General features: G+C 63.2%; 21 protein-coding genes. 13 read left to right on the top strand and 8 right to left on the bottom strand.

The features are described 5' to 3' along the window. Positions 1–7: 7 nt before the first annotated feature. From AWT76_RS09485 to AWT76_RS09475, 3 genes are read left to right on the top strand one after another with little or no spacing between them, the layout of a single operon-like run. Entirely contained in the window at positions 8–586 is a 579-nt protein-coding gene (locus AWT76_RS09485) for a YqaA family protein (protein WP_072246137.1), read from the top strand. Beyond that, complete coding sequence (locus tag AWT76_RS09480) at positions 583–1,044, top strand: disulfide bond formation protein B (protein WP_072246136.1); 462 nt, start codon at positions 583–585, stop codon at positions 1,042–1,044. The genes AWT76_RS09485 and AWT76_RS09480 overlap by 4 nt, the downstream gene beginning before the upstream one ends. Before the next feature lie 59 nt (positions 1,045–1,103). Beyond that, positions 1,104–1,454 carry a DUF6614 family protein gene (locus AWT76_RS09475; RefSeq protein ID WP_072246135.1) on the top strand — a complete coding sequence of 117 codons (351 nt, stop codon included), beginning with the start codon at positions 1,104–1,106 and terminating at the stop codon, positions 1,452–1,454. A gap of 89 nt (positions 1,455–1,543) precedes the next feature. On the opposite strand, the gene AWT76_RS09470 is transcribed toward AWT76_RS09475, so the two are convergent. Then, positions 1,544–2,530, bottom strand: a complete 987-nt coding sequence (locus AWT76_RS09470) for a 2-hydroxyacid dehydrogenase (RefSeq protein WP_072246134.1) — start codon at positions 2,528–2,530, stop codon at positions 1,544–1,546. A gap of 158 nt (positions 2,531–2,688) precedes the next feature. On the opposite strand from AWT76_RS09470, the gene AWT76_RS09465 reads away from it, so the two are divergent. Then, complete coding sequence (locus AWT76_RS09465) at positions 2,689–3,201, top strand: SH3 domain-containing protein (RefSeq protein ID WP_072246133.1); 513 nt, start codon at positions 2,689–2,691, stop codon at positions 3,199–3,201. Positions 3,202–3,264: 63 nt separating this feature from the next. On the opposite strand, the gene AWT76_RS16980 is transcribed toward AWT76_RS09465, so the two are convergent. From AWT76_RS16980 to AWT76_RS09450, 4 genes are all read right to left on the bottom strand, one after another. Continuing rightward, positions 3,265–3,441: a hypothetical protein gene (locus AWT76_RS16980; RefSeq protein ID WP_176699326.1), complete on the bottom strand. Its 177-nt coding sequence runs from the start codon at positions 3,439–3,441 to the stop codon at positions 3,265–3,267. Then, complete coding sequence (locus AWT76_RS09460; RefSeq protein ID WP_072246132.1) at positions 3,438–4,556, bottom strand: YeeE/YedE thiosulfate transporter family protein; 1,119 nt, start codon at positions 4,554–4,556, stop codon at positions 3,438–3,440. Before AWT76_RS09460 ends, AWT76_RS16980 begins: the two co-directional genes overlap by 4 nt. An 80-nt stretch (positions 4,557–4,636) precedes the next feature. Further along, positions 4,637–5,569 carry a sulfurtransferase gene (locus tag AWT76_RS09455; protein ID WP_072246131.1) on the bottom strand — a complete coding sequence of 311 codons (933 nt, stop codon included), beginning with the start codon at positions 5,567–5,569 and terminating at the stop codon, positions 4,637–4,639. Positions 5,570–5,787: 218 nt separating this feature from the next. Then, positions 5,788–6,714, bottom strand: a complete 927-nt coding sequence (locus AWT76_RS09450) for a DMT family transporter (protein WP_072247619.1) — start codon at positions 6,712–6,714, stop codon at positions 5,788–5,790. Between the two features lie 138 nt (positions 6,715–6,852). Between AWT76_RS09450 and AWT76_RS09445 the strand changes: the two genes are divergently transcribed. From AWT76_RS09445 to AWT76_RS09425, 5 genes are all read left to right on the top strand, one after another. After that, complete coding sequence (locus AWT76_RS09445) at positions 6,853–7,635, top strand: hypothetical protein (protein WP_072247618.1); 783 nt, start codon at positions 6,853–6,855, stop codon at positions 7,633–7,635. 39 nt (positions 7,636–7,674) lie between these two features. Continuing rightward, positions 7,675–8,445, top strand: coding sequence for a YiiX/YebB-like N1pC/P60 family cysteine hydrolase (locus AWT76_RS09440; RefSeq protein ID WP_072246130.1), 771 nt, complete (start codon positions 7,675–7,677; stop codon positions 8,443–8,445). A 137-nt stretch (positions 8,446–8,582) separates the two neighbouring features. Continuing rightward, a complete protein-coding gene (gene rplM, locus AWT76_RS09435) occupies positions 8,583–9,044 on the top strand; it encodes a 50S ribosomal protein L13 (RefSeq protein ID WP_072246129.1) in 462 nt (153 codons plus the stop codon). Positions 9,045–9,046: 2 nt separating this feature from the next. After that, positions 9,047–9,541 (top strand): 30S ribosomal protein S9, encoded by a 495-nt coding sequence (gene rpsI / locus AWT76_RS09430; protein WP_072246128.1) that lies wholly within the window; start codon positions 9,047–9,049, stop codon positions 9,539–9,541. A gap of 118 nt (positions 9,542–9,659) precedes the next feature. Then, positions 9,660–10,076 (top strand): universal stress protein, encoded by a 417-nt coding sequence (locus AWT76_RS09425; protein ID WP_072246127.1) that lies wholly within the window; start codon positions 9,660–9,662, stop codon positions 10,074–10,076. A gap of 83 nt (positions 10,077–10,159) precedes the next feature. Here the strand turns inward: AWT76_RS09425 and rpsU are convergent, their stop codons facing one another. After that, positions 10,160–10,366 (bottom strand): 30S ribosomal protein S21, encoded by a 207-nt coding sequence (rpsU, locus tag AWT76_RS09420; RefSeq protein ID WP_071470372.1) that lies wholly within the window; start codon positions 10,364–10,366, stop codon positions 10,160–10,162. Between the two features lie 108 nt (positions 10,367–10,474). Here rpsU and AWT76_RS09415 point away from each other — a divergent pair, with 108 nt between their 5' ends. The 3 genes from AWT76_RS09415 to AWT76_RS09405 all read left to right on the top strand — a co-directional run bounded on the left by AWT76_RS09415 (position 10,475) and on the right by AWT76_RS09405 (position 13,198). Then, on the top strand, positions 10,475–11,164 hold the full coding sequence (locus AWT76_RS09415) for a COQ9 family protein (RefSeq protein ID WP_072246126.1): 690 nt from the start codon (positions 10,475–10,477) through the stop codon (positions 11,162–11,164). Between the two features lie 59 nt (positions 11,165–11,223). After that, positions 11,224–12,123, top strand: coding sequence for a branched-chain amino acid aminotransferase (locus AWT76_RS09410; RefSeq protein ID WP_072246125.1), 900 nt, complete (start codon positions 11,224–11,226; stop codon positions 12,121–12,123). A 79-nt stretch (positions 12,124–12,202) separates the two neighbouring features. Then, positions 12,203–13,198 carry an NAD(P)H-quinone oxidoreductase gene (locus AWT76_RS09405; RefSeq protein ID WP_072246124.1) on the top strand — a complete coding sequence of 332 codons (996 nt, stop codon included), beginning with the start codon at positions 12,203–12,205 and terminating at the stop codon, positions 13,196–13,198. A gap of 54 nt (positions 13,199–13,252) precedes the next feature. Here AWT76_RS09405 and AWT76_RS09400 read toward each other — a convergent pair whose 3' ends face one another. Next, the gene (locus AWT76_RS09400) at positions 13,253–14,263 is read right to left on the bottom strand and encodes an extracellular solute-binding protein (protein ID WP_072246123.1); all 1,011 of its coding nucleotides are present in this window, start codon (positions 14,261–14,263) and stop codon (positions 13,253–13,255) included. Positions 14,264–14,466: 203 nt separating this feature from the next. Between AWT76_RS09400 and AWT76_RS09395 the strand changes: the two genes are divergently transcribed. After that, positions 14,467–16,122: an ABC transporter permease gene (locus tag AWT76_RS09395; protein ID WP_072246122.1), complete on the top strand. Its 1,656-nt coding sequence runs from the start codon at positions 14,467–14,469 to the stop codon at positions 16,120–16,122. Positions 16,123–16,294: 172 nt separating this feature from the next. Here AWT76_RS09395 and AWT76_RS09390 read toward each other — a convergent pair whose 3' ends face one another. Then, positions 16,295–17,476 carry a M24 family metallopeptidase gene (locus tag AWT76_RS09390; protein ID WP_072246121.1) on the bottom strand — a complete coding sequence of 394 codons (1,182 nt, stop codon included), beginning with the start codon at positions 17,474–17,476 and terminating at the stop codon, positions 16,295–16,297. Positions 17,477–17,516: the final 40 nt, after the last annotated feature.

The raw sequence follows: 17,516 nt of genomic DNA, 5'->3' as shown, positions 1-17,516 counted from the left end.
GCCTAACATGTTGAGATCACTTTACGACTGGACTATGTCCATGGCCAGCCACAAGCATGCGCTCTGGGTCTTGGCATTCGTTGCTTTCATCGAATCTTCGGTCTTTCCCATCCCGCCCGATGCGCTGATGATCCCGATGATTATCGCGCGCCCATCGCGCGCCTTTCTGATCGCGGCGATTGCAACGGTCGCGTCGGTTGCCGGGGGCTTGCTGGGCTACTGGATCGGCGCGGCCGCGTTCGAGCTGATCGGCCGCCCTGTGCTGGAATTTTACGGCAAAGACGCCTATTTCGCCGAATTTTCCATTCGCTATGCAGAATGGGGCGCTTGGGCGGTCTTGGTCGCGGGCATCACCCCGTTCCCTTACAAGGTCATAACCATTCTGTCTGGGGCAACCGCGCTGTCGTTGCCGGTGTTCATTGTCGCTTCAATCGTCGCGCGCGCGGCGCGGTTTTTCATTGTCGCGGCGCTGCTCTGGAAATTTGGCGCACCAATACGTGATTTCATAGAGAAGCGGCTGGGCCTTGTGTTCATTGTCTTCATGGTGTTGCTGATCGGCGGGTTCTACATGGTGAGGTTCCTGTGACACGTTCCCGACAGGTTCAACTGTTGGCGCTGGCCGGGTCCGCCGGGCTGTTGCTGGGCGCCTTGGCCTTTCAATATCTGGGCGGCATGGCGCCTTGTGCGCTGTGCATCTTGCAGCGCTGGCCCCATCTGGTGGCGCTGCTGGCTGGCGCAGGGTTGGTGTGGGCCGGGCCATGGGCGCTGCTTGGGGCGCTTGGGGCCGGGGCCTCGGGTGCGATTGGTGTTTACCATACCGGGGTCGAGCGCGACTGGTGGGAAGGGCCGGCAAGCTGCACCTCCGGCGGTGATCTGTCCGGGCTGAGCGGGCAAGAGCTGCTGGACCAGATCATGTCCGCCCCCGTGGTGCGCTGCGACGAAGTGCCATGGGAGATGCTGGGCCTGTCCATGGCAAGCTGGAACGCCGTTTTGTCCTTCGGGTTGGCCGGGCTTTGGCTGGTTAGCCTGCGGCTGCGGGGTTAAGCGTTTCTTCAGCTTCCTGCCCTATGGTTTTGCCTTGGCTTCCCGATAGGCAGGGCAGGATGACCACATATCATTGCATGATCGACCTTAAACCGAACGCCAATGAACTGGCCTTCGCGCGGGCTGTCGCCCTTTGGTTCGGGATGTTGCAGGCAGCGGGCAAGGTCGCCGGATGGCACTTGTCGCGCCGCAAATTGCGGCTGGCCGGGCCCGGCTTCGGGGATTTTCTGCTGGTGGTTGAATTCGAGGATATGGCCCAGATGGACCGCGCTTTTGCCCATCTGGCGCAGGGCGAGCACGATGCCGTGCAGGCATATACCCAGATGCATGGCATGATTGAACGGGCGGAAGCAGGGCTTTACAGGCCCTATCCCGACCCGGTACCGGTTGAACGGCTATCGCTGATATGACCGGCATCTTGGCAAACTGCCCCCGGCTGGCATCTGTCTGCCATGCCATCCGAAAGGGTCGCGCGGCATGGGGCCGATGCCTTCGCGCGCTACAGCATGGATGGCAGGACCAGATCGGGCGGGCGGTGGCCATCTGCAAAGGTCTTGATGTTGATGATGACCTTCTCGCCCATTTCGGCCCGCCCTTCGCGCGTGGCCGACCCCATATGCGGCAACAGAACGACATTGGGCAATTCGCGCAGCCGCGGGTTCAACTGCCGCCCGCGTTCGAACACGTCCAGTCCGGCCCCGGCAATCTCTCCGGCCCGCAAGCCGCGGGTCAGCGCGTTCTCGTCAATCACCTCGCCGCGCGAGGTATTGATGACGATGGCCGATGGTTTCAGCAATTTCAGACGCCGCGCATTCAGCAAGTGGAACGTGGCCGGGGTATGCGGACAATTGACCGAAATAATGTCCATCCGCGCCACCATCTGGTCAAGGCTTTCCCACCAAGTGGCCTCCAGCGGGCCTTCCACATCCGGGCGCAGGCGGCGACGGTTGTGATAATGGATCTGCATACCAAAGGCCTGCGCCCGGCGTGCCACCGCCTGACCGATCCGGCCCATACCCAGAATGCCCAGCCGCTTGCCGCCGATTCGCGTGCCAAGATTGGCCATGGGCGACCAGCCTGCCCAGTCGCCCGCCTGCATCTGCGCCAAACCGGCGGGGATGTTGCGCGTCACCGCCAGCATAAGGGCCATGGTCATGTCGGCGGTGTCCTCTGTCACCACACCGGGCGTGTTCGACACCAGAATTCCGCGCTGCCGCGCGGTCGCCACGTCGATATGGTCTACCCCCGCGCCGTAATTGGCGATCAGCTTCAGGCGTTCGCCGGCCTGACCCAGCAAAGCCGTGTCGATACTGTCGGTCAGGGTTGGCACCAGAACATCGCAGTCCCGGATCGCCGCAATCAGCGCGGCGCGGTCCATCGGCGTATCCGTTTCGTTCAGGCGCAGATCGAACAATTCCGACAAACGGGTTTCGACCGCGTCGGGCAAGCGTCGCGTAACGACAACACTCAGGCGGGATTTCGGCATGTTGGCGGCTCATCTCTTGCGTATCGGGTTCCTTGTGGCAAACTGCCCGTTATAAACCCGCGCGACAAGACCGGCTTTTGCATTCCGGCGGGTGCGGGCCACGAGCAGGTATCAAAAATTGCAGGGGAACCGGCGCGAATGGGCCGGGACAGCAGCGTATGACAGTAACGTTCAGCCGGATCGCCGCGGTTTTGGTGGCGGCATTGGTGGCTGCAAGCGGCCCGCTGGATGCAGCGTCACAGCAACGCGGGCCGGTCACGAACCTGCCCTTGCCGCGATTTGTTTCACTGAAGGCGAATGAGGCGAACGCCCGGCGCGGGCCGGATTTGTCGCATCGGATAGATTGGGTCTATAAACGCCGCGATATGCCCTTGCGGGTAACGGCAGAGTTCGAGCATTGGCGCCGCATCGAAGACATGGACGGGCAGGGCGGGTGGATTCACTCGACCCTGTTGTCGGGGGTGCGCACGGCGCTTGTGCAGGCGGACATGGTTCCGCTGCGCCAGCGCCCTGACCCGGAAGCTCGTGACTTGGCGCTGGTGGAACGCGGTGTGATCGGCACCTTGCAAAGCTGCAACGCGGGCTGGTGCGAGCTGGACATCGGCGCATTGCGCGGTTGGTTGCCGGTCTCTGCGCTATGGGGGGTTGACCCGGACGAAGTGCTGGAGTGATCCGGGCCGCGGTCTGCGCGGCCACCGGTGTCACGCATCTTGGTCTGATGCTGCCGTAAGCGTCTATTGCGCGGTGCAATGCGCGCCGCTCGGCGCTTGCCCAGAGCCGAGCGCCAGCGCGGATGGCGCATCGAACAGATCGGGCGTGCCTGTGGCGGCCAGATCAAGCGCAAGGATCAGCCCAACCAGCGCCACGGCGCCAAGGCCCACGATCTGGCGGGGCAGGGTGGACAGGGTCATGCGAAAGCTCCTTTCGGCTGTGCGGCGGGGCGCAGGATGACGGGGCGCAGCTTTAGCCCCAAGGTCGACCCGGCAAAGGCCGCGGCCAGCCACACCCAACCATGCAGTGACCCGGTCGAGATGCCGCTGAAAAATGCGCCGACATTGCAGCCGAAGGCCATGCGCGCAGAATAGCCCAGCACCAATCCGGCCAAAAGCACCAGCACATAAGAGCGCGCGGTCAGCGCTTGTGCGGGCGCGCCGGGATTGGCGCGCAGGCGCATCACCGCGAAAGCCCCCAGCACCAGCCCGATACTGGTCAGCGAGGTAACATCGGTCAGGAGCGACGCGTTCAACCGCTCGGCATTGCCGGGATTGGCCCAGAATCCGCTCGCGGCCAGATCCGCGCCACCCGCTTGCGCGATCTTGGCACCCCACAGGCCCAGCCCGTAGACAATGCCCCAAGGCTGGCCCGCAACGACCAGATTGGCCAGTGCCAGCGCCGCGATCAGCGCCGCCGCCCACCACAGCCGCACCGGCGGCAGGCGTTTGCCGGGTGCTGCGCGCCAGATGACCAGCGCGGCCAGCGCCGCCAGCCCTGCTAACGTGACCACCAGCCCGCCATTTGCCCCGAACAGCCCTTGCAAGGACAATACCGGCAGGCTGGCAAGCCCCGTCCACCAGCCCAGATGCAAGCTGCCCGCAAAGCTGCCGCCGATAAAGCCCAGCAGCGCGATCAGCCCCACCAGATTGCCCGATCCGGCATTGACCAGCGTGCCCGACCCGCAACCCATGACCAGTTGCATCGCCGCGCCAAAAACGAAAGCGCCCAGGACCATGCCAAGGCCAATCGGCGCATGGGCGGGCGACAATTCGCCCCCATGTGCGGCCAGCAGCGGAAAGGCGACCGATGCCACCAGCCCTATCGCCAAGAACTGCGCCAACAGCCCGCGCCCGTCGCGCTCTGCGACGATCATCCGCCACGGCCCGGCAAAGCCGAAGCGCAGCCCCTCCAGCACCAGCCCAAAGCCAATACCAATGGCGATCAGCAAGCCCGCGCGGGGACCGGCCATGACCAAACCAAAAAGCGGGGCGAACAGGATCAGGGCGATCACGAATGCGCGGCGCAAGAACATGGGGCAGCCTTTCAGACTATGCCCCGGCACTAGCTTGGGCAGGCCGGGGACGTCGCGTTGTCATAACAAGTTGAAACAGGTCAGAACAGACCGTCCACCCAGCGCTTGGTCGCGTGCCACAGATAGGCAACGCGCCCCGGTTCGTTATCCAGCGCGTGGCCGTGGATCGAGTATTCGGCCATGCTTTCGGCATAAAGGCGCGTATTGGGCACTTTGGCCAATTCGCTCAGCGCGAACCAGTTCAGCGCAGCCCAATGCCCGGTATTGCAAAAAGACACGGTCGTGGCCGAGTCTTGCAGCCCCTGCGCAACGGCGATTTCGCGCGCGCGCTCCGGCCCGACCAGCAATCCATCCTCAAAAAACTGGGTGTATTGAAGGTTCTCGGCGCTGCGGATGGTGCCGGGGCGGGCGATGGACCATGCAATGCCCTCGAAGAAGCCTTCGGGGCGGCTGTCCAGCAAGCGGGCATCGCCGCTTTCGACCAGTTCCACCACTTCGTCGGTCGGAATATACCAATCGTCGCGCCATTCGGCGTAGAAGTCGGATTCGGTCGGCGTGACCTCTCCTGTGGCGGTGGGCAGGTCAGCGGCGGCCCAAGCCTGATAGCCGCCATTCAACAGCGCCAGATCCTGCACGCCCAAGGATTTCAACGTCCAGTATACGCGGGCGGCGGCACCCATGTCGGATGGTGAATCGCCATTGTGCACGATCACGGTGGGGCGGTCCTCGCGCACGCCGATGCGCACGGCCTCTGCCTCGTATTCCAGTTCGGGTTTCAGCGCGCCGGGATTGGTCGGGCCTGCGCGCCATGCGTCATAGGGTGAAAACACGGCGCCGGGGATGTGACCGGCTTCGAAATCGCCGGTGACGCGGATGATATGGATATCCTCGCCGCGTTCCAGCATTGCCGACAGATCGGACGGGGACAGCAGGGGCTGCCAGCCCTCGGGCGCGGCGGTCGCCAGCGTGGGCAGGGCGGTTAGCGTCAGGGTAAGAGCGGTCTTGCGCAGCATGTCAAAGCCTCCGGGCCATGGGGTATTGGTGGGCAGCTAGGCCGATAGCCCGCACCGCGCAAGGGATGACGCGCGCGCGCGCCGCCGCCCTGCACGGCGGATTTTTTTCCGGTCAGGCGGATGGGAAAACGGGTGTTTCGACTATGCCTGCCCCGGCGGAACAACATCGTGCAACCGTCGCGCGGGCTGGCAAATGGCCCTTATTTGCGCCCGTGGCCCTAAAGCGGCGTTTCGCGCCGCCGCGCCTGTTTGCCCAGCCGCGATTCGCGCCATGCGATCAGCAGGCCCGCCCCGATGACCAGCCCGGCGCCGATCAGCATCTGCGCGGTGGGCACCTCGTCGAACAGCAAAAAACCCAGCACTGTTGCGAACAGAAGTTGCGCATACCAGAAGGGGGCCAGAGCCGAGGCGTCGGCATAGCGGTAACTGGCGGTCATCATCAACTGGCCGATGCCGCCAAGCAGGCCAGAGGCGACCAGCAACAGCGCCACATCGCGCGTGGGCCAAACCCAGCCGAAGGGTGCGGTCAAAAGCCCCATCAGGCTGGCGGTCAGCGCGAAATAGAACACGATGGCGGGTGTGCTTTCGCGCTCGACCATGCGGCGCAGCAAGATCTTGACCAAAGCCGCCGCGGTGGCCGACCCAAGGGCTGCCAGCGCGCCGATGCGGGCAAGGCTGTCGGCCCCATCCCCCAAGCCCAGCCGTGGCCAGACCACGATCATCACGCCCGCAAAGCCGATGATGACCGCGCCCCAACGCAGCAGGCGGACCTGTTCGCGCAGAATGACCACGGCAAAGACCAGCGTGACCATGGGCGCGGCGAAACCGATGGTGGTCACTTCGGGCAAAGGCAGCAGCGAGAGCGCCAGAAAGTTCAGCGACAGGGCCACCGTTCCCAGCGCGCCGCGCAGCAGGTGCAGGCGGGGGCGCGCCATGCGCAGCCCGTCCGACAATGGCCCTTGCGCGGCGATCCAGCCCAGGATCAGCGGCAGCGAGAATGCCGCGCGCGCGAACACGGCCTGCCCGGTCGGCACCTCTGCGGTTGCGGCTTTGACGCAGGCGGCCATGCAGACCAGCACGAACAGCGCCGATACATTCAACGCAATGCCGGTCAGGGGTTTGGCGGAATGGCCGCGCGTCAGCATGTTGGGGCCTGCAAAGTTGTTCACATGTGCAATATGCCGGATCGCGCAAGAATGCAATTCGCACGGCGGGGCGTTCGGGCACCTTGCCATTCGGGCGCGCGCCTTCTAGCCATGGCACCATATGCCACGGGGGCCTTTATGACCGAAACACCGCTAGATCTGGCCTTTGCCGCGACAGAGGCCGCGCCCGACGACATCCCGACCCGGCTGCGCTACTATGCGCGCCTGACAGAGGGCGAGTTGTTCTTGCTGCTGGAACGCGAGGCGGCGGGTGACAAGCTGGACCCCAAGGTGTTCGATCTGGAAGATGGCCCCATCGTGCTGGCCTTTGACCGCGAGGACCGCTTGACCGAATTCACCGGCTTGCCCGCGCCCTATGCGGCGCTGCCGGGCCGCGTGGTGGTCGAGATGCTGGCGGAAAGCAACATGGGGCTGGGGTTGAACTTGGGCGTGGCCCCTTCGGCGCGGGTGTTCCCGCCCGAAATATTGGCATGGCTGGCAGAGACCTTGTCAGAGCGCCCGGAAGAGTTGGAAAACCGTGTCACCGCCTTTCACCCCCCGCGCGGGTTGCCGGAAATGGTTTTGACAGCGCTCGATGCCCGTTTGGCGCGGATGGAGGGGCTGGCCGCGCTCGCTTATCTGGTTGGCACGGAATATGAGAGCGGGCAGAAGGGCTACATGCTAGCCTTTGTCGATGCGGCCACGGGTGCTGAAAACGTGCTGGCGCAGGCTGTGCAAGGCGCGCTCGGGTTTTCCGGGGTGGAAGCGGGCCAGTTGGACGTGACCTTTGTGTCCGCCGATGATGGCCGTGCGGCGGAACTGGCGCGGGTCGGGCTGCGCTTCGATCTGCCGCAACCCGCCAAACCGGTCGAGATGAAAGCGCCGGGGCTGGACCCGAACGCGCCGCCGCGCTTGAAATAGGCGCGCGGCGCAGGCCCGCGGCGACAGGAAGAGGCTGGTATGAGTGGCGCAATCTCTATCCGTGACCGCATTGGGCAGGCGCTTGGCCGCTGGCTGGAACGCGACCGGGCGCAATTTGAACCGCGCGCGGCGCTTGACCCGGACATGCTGATCCGCACCTTGCGCCGGGGCGATGTGCTGCTGGTCGAGGGGCGGGCCAAGATTTCGACCGCGATCAAGTATCTGACGCAAAGCACATGGTCCCATGCCGCGCTTTATGTGGGCGACATGCTGCCGGGGCAGGGGCCGCATATGCTGATCGAGGTGACGCTGCAAAACGGCGTTCATGCTGTGCCCTTGTCGAAATACGCCCGTTCCAATATCCGCATCTGCCGCGCCGTGGGGTTGTCGGAAGCAGAGCGCGACGCGGTGGCGCGCTTTATGCTCGACCGGATCGGGTATGAATATGACCTGCGCAACATTATTGATCTGGCGCGCTACCTGTTCCCCACGCCGCCCGTTCCGATCCGCTTTCGCCGCCGGATGCTGGCGCTTGGCTCTGGCGATCCGACGCGCGCAATCTGTTCATCGCTGATCGCGCAGGCGTTTCAATCGGTGCGCTACCCGATCTTGCCCGAGATTCGCCGCTCGCGCGCACATGGGTCCGACTATTCCCGGCGCGAGATTTTTCACATTCGTCACCATTCGCTGTTCGTGCCGCGCGATTTCGACCTGTCGCCTTATTTTGAGATCGTCAAACCCACCATTCGCTACGGATTCGACCATGGCCGGATCAAATGGGCTGCGCCAGATGCGGAAATTTTGGGGTAATATAATACCTAAATTGTAAGCCATTGATTTTGATTATAAAATGAAGGCGTGCACCCCTTGACCGCCGCGCGAATATGCGTAGAACACCCGCAGCGCCCCGGATGGGGGCTGAAATGTTCTCTCTCAAGGGTCTCGTCATGAAAACCTTCTCTGCCACACCGGCGGATATCGAGAAGAAATGGATCATCATCGATGCCGAAGGCGTCGTGCTGGGCCGTCTTGCCTCGATCATCGCCATGCGCTTGCGCGGCAAGCACAAACCGTCCTTCACCCCGCATATGGATATGGGCGACAATGTCATCGTGATTAACGCCGAGAAGGTGCAGATCACGGGCAACAAGCGCACCAAGCCGAACTACTGGCACACCGGCCATCCCGGTGGGATCAAGTCGCGCACCACGGGCCAGATTCTGGAAGGTCGCTTTCCAGAGCGCGTGCTGATGCAGGCGGTCAAACGCATGCTGCCCGGTGGTCCGCTGTCGCGCCAGCAGATGACCCATCTGCGCGTCTATGCCGGCACCGAGCATCCGCATGAAGCCCAGCAACCCGAAGTTCTGGATGTCAAATCCATGAACACCAAGAACACGCGGAGCGCATGACCATGAGCGACGATCTGAAAACGCTGGACGATCTGAAATCGGTCGTCACCCCGGTTGCCGAAGCGGCACCCGCCCGCGAACCCGTCCGCGACGAGCTGGGCCGGTCCTACGCCACCGGCAAGCGCAAGGATGCGGTTGCCCGCGTCTGGATCAAGCCGGGTTCCGGCAAGATGCTGGTGCGTGACAACAAGGGCCAGTTCATCGACTACACCAAGTATTTCGCACGCCCGGTGTTGCAGATGATCCTGCGTCAGCCCTTCCAGGTGGCTGGTGTTGTCGACCAGTTTGACGTGATCGCAACGGTCGCCGGTGGCGGCCTGTCCGGTCAGGCTGGCGCTGTCAAGCACGGCATTTCCAAAGCGTTGCAGCTTTACGATCCGACCCTGCGCCCGGCGCTGAAAGCCGCTGGTTTCCTGACCCGCGACAGCCGCGTGGTGGAACGCAAGAAATTCGGCCGCGCGAAAGCCCGCCGCAGCTTCCAGTTCTCGAAGCGTTAAGCGCCTTACACGTGCTACCGCAAACGCCCGGACCGATTGTCCGGGCGTTTTGCATTTTGGGTTTCTTTCTGCTGGTCGTCTTGGTTTAGTGGCTGCGCCAAACCAGACAGGAGGCCGCATGTATTCCCATCTACTTGTTACCGTTGCCTATGAGGGCGAACATGACGCCGCGCGCTCGTTGCAGGTTGCGCGCGCATTGGCCGCGCCGGGGGCGAAGGTCACGCTGATTCATGTGATGGAACCCGCGCCGCTATTCACCTTGGACTACCTGCCAGAGAATTGGCGCGAGGATATGCACAGGGCGATCACGGCCGATCTGGGCGGCTTGGCGGCAGGCTTCGAGGATGGCCACGCTGTTGTGGTCGAGGGCGATCCAGCGCATGAGGTGCTGGATTACGCGCAAGAAAACGGGGTTGATTGCATCGTCATTGCCTCGCACCGGCCCGGCACGCATAGGCTGATGCTTGGCTCTACCGCTGCCAAGATCGTGGGCCGCGCGCTCTGTGCGGTGCATGTTGCGCGCCGCGCTGACTGACATCAAAAAACCCCCGCAGGCTGGGCCTTCGGGGGTTTGCTTTTATGTGCAAGGGCCAAGCCCTGCTTCGGTTCTGCCGAAGCTCAGAGTCCGTTCTCGCGCTGCGCCTTTTTACGCGCCAGTTTGCGCGCACGGCGAATCGCTTCAGCCTTTTCACGGGCTTTTTTCTCGGACGGTTTCTCGAAATGCTGCTTGAGCTTCATTTCGCGAAACACACCTTCACGCTGGAGTTTCTTCTTCAGCGCACGAAGGGCCTGATCGACATTGTTGTCACGAACCGATACCTGCATGTGGTTTTCACCACCTTTCCAAGTTAAAGTTGCATAAATCGCAGGAAGCGGTCGCATAGCAGAGCCTTGGCGCTATGTCCAGCCGTATGACCAGATAGAGGGTGTTCCATGAGTGATCTGACCGAGAAATTGCTAGATGCCGCGCTGATCCATGTGCCGTTCGACGGCTGGGGAGATGCCGCCCTGCGTGCCGCTGCCGCCGATTGCGGGGTGGATATGGCCGCCGCCAAGGCGGTCTTTCCGCGGGGCGGTGTCGATATGGCGCTGGCCTATCACGCGCGGGGCGATGCGTTGATGCTGCGCGCGCTGGCCGATCACGACCTGTCGCATTTGCGTATCCGCGAGCGCATCGCGCTGGCGGTGCGGTTGCGTCTGGAAGCGGCCGAGGACCGCGAATTGGTGCGCCGCGGCACGACGCTGTTCGCGCTGCCGCTCTATGCCGCCGATGGCGCGCGCGCAATCTGGGGCACGGCAGATACGATTTGGACCGCATTGGGTGACACGGCCACCGATTACAACTGGTATACCAAGCGTGCAACGCTGGCCGGGGTCTATTCCGCGACGGTGCTGTTCTGGCTGGGCGATGACAGCCCGAATGCGCAAGCCACATGGGAGTTTCTTGACCGCCGCATCGACGGGGTGATGCAGGTCGAGCGGGTGAAATCTGCGCTGCGCAAGAACCCGGTTCTGAGCACACTCTTTGCCGGGCCAAGTGCGGCGCTTGCCTGCATCAAGGCGCCCAGCAGCCGCGTGCGCCCCGATCTGCCGGGCTATATGCCGCGCACGCGGCAGGGTTGACGCGGGCCAGCCCAAGCCGCAAGTTGCGCTGATCCGAAAAACAAGACGGGACAGGCGCGATGGCAGTCGGCAAGGAGATTCTTACTTGGTATGAAGGCACTTGGCATGAAGGGGCCGCGCCGATCATTACGGCAGCGGACCATGCCGCATGGCTGGGCAGCACGGTGTTTGACGGTGCGCGCCAGTTCGATGGCGCGCGCCCCGATCTGGACCTGCATTCTGCGCGCATCATCCGCTCTGCCGAAGCAATGGGGATGATCCCGCCGGTTGATGCCGAAACCGTGCAGGGCCTGATGGAGGAAGGCTGCGCGCGCTTTGGCGCAGACCGCGCGCTGTATCTGCGCCCGATGATGTGGTCGCGCGATTCCGCGCCCGGCATTATCGACGTGGTGCCAGAGAATACCGGGTTCTCAATCTGCATCGAAGCGTTGGACATGCCGAGTGTCGGGGGCTTTTCGCTGACCGTCTCGCCGTTCTGCCGCCCACGCCCCGATATGGCGGTGACAGAGGCCAAGGCGGGTGCGCTTTACGCCAACAATGCCCGCATCATGGCCGATGCCCGCAAGCGCGGCTTTTCCAACGCGCTGTCGCTGGACGTGGAGGGGTTCGTCGCCGAAACCGCATCGACCAATGTGTTCATGGTCCGCGATGGCGTTGTCTTCACGCCGGTGCCCAATGGCATGTTCCTGAACGGAATTACCCGTCAGCGGGTCATCGGCCTGCTGCGCGCCGACGGGGTAGAGGTGGTTGAGACCAGCCTGACGCTGGAGGATTTCGACACGGCGGACGAGATTTTCGTGACCGGAAATATCGCCAAGGTCATGCCTGTTGCGCGCTACAAGGACCGCGCCATGGGCGCGCCCCGGATGGGGTTGCGCGCGCGCGATCTGTATTGGGATTATGCGCTGTCGGGAGGAGAGACTGTCAAGGCGCTGCGCGAAGTGGCAGCCGGGGTTTAAGGGGCTTTGCCCCTCTGGTCCCTGCGGGACCATTCACCCCAGGATATTTTTGCAAGGATGAAACGGGAGGAGTGCAGGGATGGATCTGCCACATACAATGCGCGCGGTCGAGATCGCGAAGCCCGGCGGGCCGGAGGTGCTGCGCGCGGTCGAGCGCCCGGTGCCGGTGCCCGGCGCGGGGCAGGTGGTGGTGCGCGTGGCTTATGCCGGTGTGAACCGCCCCGACGCCTTGCAGCGCGCGGGCGCCTATGACCCGCCCCCCGGTGCCAGCGACCTGCCGGGGCTGGAAGGGGCCGGCACCATTGCCGCCGTGGGCGCGGGCGTCGCGCGCTGGAAAGTGGGCGACCGGGTCTGTGCGCTGTTTCCCGGCGGGTCGTACGCCGAACATGCCGCGACCGATGCCGGGCAGGTTCTGCCGGTGCCGGATGGCATGAGCCTGCGCGAGGCCGCGTGTTTGCCCGAAACCTGTTTCACTGTCTGGTCCAATGTCTTCATGCGGGGCGGTTTGCAGGCGGGCGAGCGGTTCTTGGTGCATGGCGGGTCGTCCGGCATCGGCACGACGGCGATTCAGCTTGCCCATGCTTTTGGCGCGCGGGTTTTTGCCACTGCGGGGTCGGCCCAGAAATGCGACGCCTGCACCCGGCTTGGGGCCGAACGCGCGATCAACTACCGCGACGAGGATTTCGTGTCGGTGTTGAAGGGCGAGGGCGGGGCAAACCTGATTCTGGACATGGTGGGCGGCGACTACCTGCCGCGCAACCTGAAAGCCTTGGCCGAGGATGGGCGCTTGGTGCAAATCGCCTTTCTGCAAGGCCCCAAGGTAGCGGTGAATTTCGCGCCCCTGATGGTGCGGCGCTTGACCATTACCGGGTCTACACTGCGCCCGCAATCGGATGCGGCCAAGGCGGCGATTGCAGCCGATCTGGAAGCCAAGGTCTGGCCGTTGATCGCCGCCGGGCGGCTGGCCCCGGTCATGGACAGTGAATTCGCACTGGCCGATGCGGCAAGCGCCCATGCTCGGATGGAAAGCTCCGAACATATTGGCAAGATCGTTCTGGCCATCGCGCCCGAATAAAGCAAAAGGGCCGGTCGCGTGACCGGCCCTTCGCATATCAGCCCAAAGGCCGGATCAGGGGAACGCGGCGCGGTCCCAGACAGCAATCGCTGCGGCCTGATTGGTGCCGTAATCTGCGATATTGGTGTCGCTGCGCTTGAAATCGGCCCAGTCACGCATCGGACCGGAAATGACCGTATCTTCGACCACTGGGTATTCGTTGTTCGAATCGGCCAGAATGCTTTGGACGAAGGGCGAGGTCAGGAATTCGATGAACTTGACGGCGTTTTCCGCGTTCGGGGCATTTGCCACAACACCGATGCCGGACACGTTCACATGCGTGCCGCGATCATCCTGGTTGGGGAAGATCGGCAGAACTTTGGAAGCGACTTCGCGGTCGGCCGGATTGGACGAGGTTTGCAGGCGACCCCAGTAATAGGTATTCGCCACGGCCAGGTCGCATTCGCCAGCCGCCAGTGCGCGGATCTGGTCGGTATCGCCGCCCTGGGGTTCACGTGCAAGGTTGCCCTTCAGGCCCTCGGCCCAAGACTGTGCGTCTTCCTCGCCGTGAACATGCACCATCTCTGCCATCAGCGAGACGTTGTAGATGTTCGACGAGGTGCGGATGCAGACCGACAGGCCCAGATCGTCGCGCGCGAGGTCTTCGTAGGTGGTGACACCTTCGGGCATCCCGGCTTCGGCGTTGTAATAGATCACGCGTGCGCGGCTGGTCAGGCTGAAGTGCAGGCCATCGGGGTGGCGCAGATCGGCGGGGATACGCGCGTTCAGCACGTCGCTTTCGACCGGCTGGAAAATGCCCGCTTCGACGGCGCGGTGCAGGCGGCCACCATCGACGGTCCAGAACAGGTCAGCGGGGGAGTTGGCGCCCTCGGCCTCGATGCGGGCCTGAAGCTCATCGCCAGAGCCATCCAGCACATTGACCTTGATACCGGTTTCCTCGGTGAACCGTTCGTAAATAACAAGGTCGGTGTCGTAATGACGCCCGGAATAGAGGTTGATTTCTTGCGCGAAAGCGGGAAGTGCGGTTGCCAGTGCCATCACGGACACGGTTGCAAAGCGAAGCATGGATCTCTCCTTCATGTTACAGCTTTCCGCCTGCCTGGGCAGGGCTGCGCGCCCCACTGGGTTGGCTGTTCGGGCCGGGTCTGCTCCCCGGCTTGGTCCTGACATAACGCGAGAGGGCAAAGTTGACAATAATAATCGGTTATTATTCTCGCACTTTCCGATATTTGCTTTTCCTGCTCCGCCAAACCCGGTAATCAACCGCCATGACGGACCAGCCAATTCCCAGATTTGCCAAGTCGCGCCCGCGCTATTCGCTTTGGGCGGTGCTGGCGCTGATTGTCGCCGCAATCATCCTGATGCCCATTGCCAGCGTCGTCAGCCGGGTGTTCGTGCCCGCCGAAGATGTCTGGGCGCAGCTGATCGACACGGTGCTGCCGCTGTATATCCAGAACTCTGTAATTATGGTTCTGGGGGTTGTCAGCCTTGCCACGTTGATCGGGGTCGCAACGGGCTGGCTGGTGGCCGCCTATGATTTTCCGGGCAGGCGCATTTTCGAATGGGCACTGATGCTGCCCTTGGCCATGCCGGGATATGTGATCGCCTATGTCTATTACGACCGGCTAAGCTATTGGGGGCCGATCCAGTCGGGGCTGCGCGATCTGTTCGGATGGAGCGGTCAGGGCTATTGGTTTCCGCAAATCGCGTCGGTTCCCGGTGCGATTTTCGTGCTGGCGCTGGTGCTATACCCCTATGTCTACCTGCTGGCCCGCGCGGCCTTTATGGGGCAGTCACAACACCTTATGGAAGCTGCGCGCACATTGGGCCATAGCCGTGTATCGGCGTTTTTCCGTGTGGCGCTGCCCATGGCATGGCCCGCGATTGCAGCCGGCGCGGCCTTTGTCGCAATGGAAACGCTGGCCGAATATGGCGCAGTGCTGCATCTGGGGGTGCAAACCCTGACCACGGGCATTTTCCGCACATGGTTCGCGCGCGGCGCGCCGGTGGCGGCAGCCCAGCTTGCGGCGCTGCTTTTGTTCCTTGTGGTCGCCCTGTTTTATGCTGAGAAGCTGGCGCGCGGAAAACGATTTTTCGCCTCTGACAGCGGCGGGCGGTCGGCGCAGCTTGTGCGCAAACGGCTGACGGCGGGGCCGGGGATGGTCGCGATGCTGGTCTGTGCGGTGCCTTTGGCCCTTGGGTTTGTCTTCCCGGCGGGCGAATTGGCGCGCCTTGCCTATATCGCGGGCGACCCACTTTGGGGGGTGCGCTTTTACGAATTCATCTTCAACAGCCTGACCATGGCGGGCGGCGCGGCCGTGCTGCTTGTCGCGGTGGCGCTTCTGCTGGCCTATGCCAAACGCCTGCAAGGCGGCCCGCTCGTGTCGGTGGCTACGCAAGCGGCCAGCTTGGGCTATGCGCTGCCGGGTGCGGTGATCGCGGTCGGCATTCTGATCCCCATGGCCGCGTTCGACAACGCGCTCGACAGCTTTATGCGTGCAACATTCGGCATCTCGACCGGGCTTTTGTTGACCGGCACCATCATCGCGCTGATGTTCGCCTATGTCGTGCGGTATTTGGCTGTGGCGCTTAAAACCACCGAAGCTGCCTTTACCCGCATCCCCCGCAGCATGGATGACGCGGCGCGCAATCTGGGGCTGGGGCCATTTGGCTTGCTGACCCGTGTGCATATCCCGCTTTTGCGCCGGGGCATGCTGACCGCCGCAATCTTCGTCTTTGCCGATGTCATGAAAGAACTGCCCGCCACGCTCATCGTGCGCCCGTTCAATTTCGACACGCTGGCCATTCGCGTGTTCCGGCTGGCCAGCGATTCGCGGCTGGAAGAGGCGTCGACCGCCGCGCTCATGATCGTCGCGGTCGGCATCCTGCCGGTCATCATCCTCAGCCGGGCGATGAACCGCTAACCGCTTCATCTTGCCATAAATACTCGTGACACGCGGCGCACCGCATGCGCGCCGCGCCATAATGCGCATCACTTGGCCAAGCTCCACGCCCCCCGCGCAAGCCGGGGGCGTCTCTCGTGGCCTGACGGGTGGGGCGGGGCTTGGCCCGGCCCCACCCGTCAGGGCGCTTCCCTTATTTCACGAATATCTCGCGCGGGGTGGTGCACAAGGGTTCTGGCCCGTGTTCTGTAATAAGCACCGGTTCGGTAATCTCCAGTCCGCCATCTTCCAGCCAAAGCGCGGGCATGAAATGCATCACCATGCCGGGTTTCAATTCGGTCATGTCCCCGCGGCGCAGCGACAACGTGCGCTCACCCCAATCCGGCGGGTAGCTTAGCCCGATGGAATAACCGCAGCGATTGTCCTTTTCAAACCCGCGCTTGTTCAGCGCGGCGTTGAAGGCATTGGCCACATCTTCGGCCCGCGCGCCGGGGTAGCATTGCGCCAGACCCGCCTCGGTCGCTTCCAGCACCGCTTCCTCGGCATGACGATACAGATCCGGCACCGTGCCGAAGAACAACGTGCGCGATTGCGGGCAATGATAGCGGCGGTGCACGCCCGCGATCTCGAAAAACGTCGCCTCGCCCGCGCGCATCGGCCGGTCATCCCATGTCAGGTGCGCCGCCGTTGCGTCCAGCCCAGAGGGTGCCATGGGCACGATGGCGGGGTAATCCCCCCATTGCCCATCCGCGCCTTCGATCCCGGACTTGGTGATTTCGGCCACCAGCTTGTTCTTGGCCATGCCCGGTTCGGCCACCTCCAGAATGACGCGGTGCATGCGTTCCACGATGCGCGCGGCGCGGCGCATATACAGCAATTCCGATTCGGATTTGACCAGCCGTTGCCAGTTCACCAGCCCGGTCGCATCCTCGAACCGCGCTTCGTGCAGATGGTTGACCAAGGTCTGATGGGCGGCGGCAGAATAGTAGTAATTGTCCATCTCCACCCCGATCCAGCCGGTGTTCCAGCCGCGATCCACGATCAGCGCCGCCAGCGATTCCATCGCGTGTTTCTGGGGGTTCTGGACATAGGTGTCATCATAGGGCACCACGCTGTCGGGGCTGCGCATGAACACGGTGCGCGCGGCCCCCGGCCCGTCAATGCCGCGGCCCCACCAGACGGGTTCGCCCTCGATTGGCAAAAGCACGGCCTGATGAACATAAAAGGTCCAGCCGTCATAGCCGGTGATCCAGTTCATGTTCGACGGGTCCGAGATAATCAGCAGGTCCAGCCCGCGGATTTCCATTTCAGCGCGGGTGCGGGCGATGCGGGCTTCGTATTCGGCATCGGTAAAATTCGGGTTGGTGGTGGTCATGGGCGCGATATTCCTGTGGCGCGAGACAAGAAAAACCCCG

The organism is Roseibaca calidilacus (assembly GCF_001517585.1).
Classification (GTDB): Bacteria; Pseudomonadota; Alphaproteobacteria; order Rhodobacterales; family Rhodobacteraceae; genus Roseinatronobacter; species Roseinatronobacter calidilacus.
This window is presented reverse-complemented; position numbering and strand designations above follow the sequence as displayed.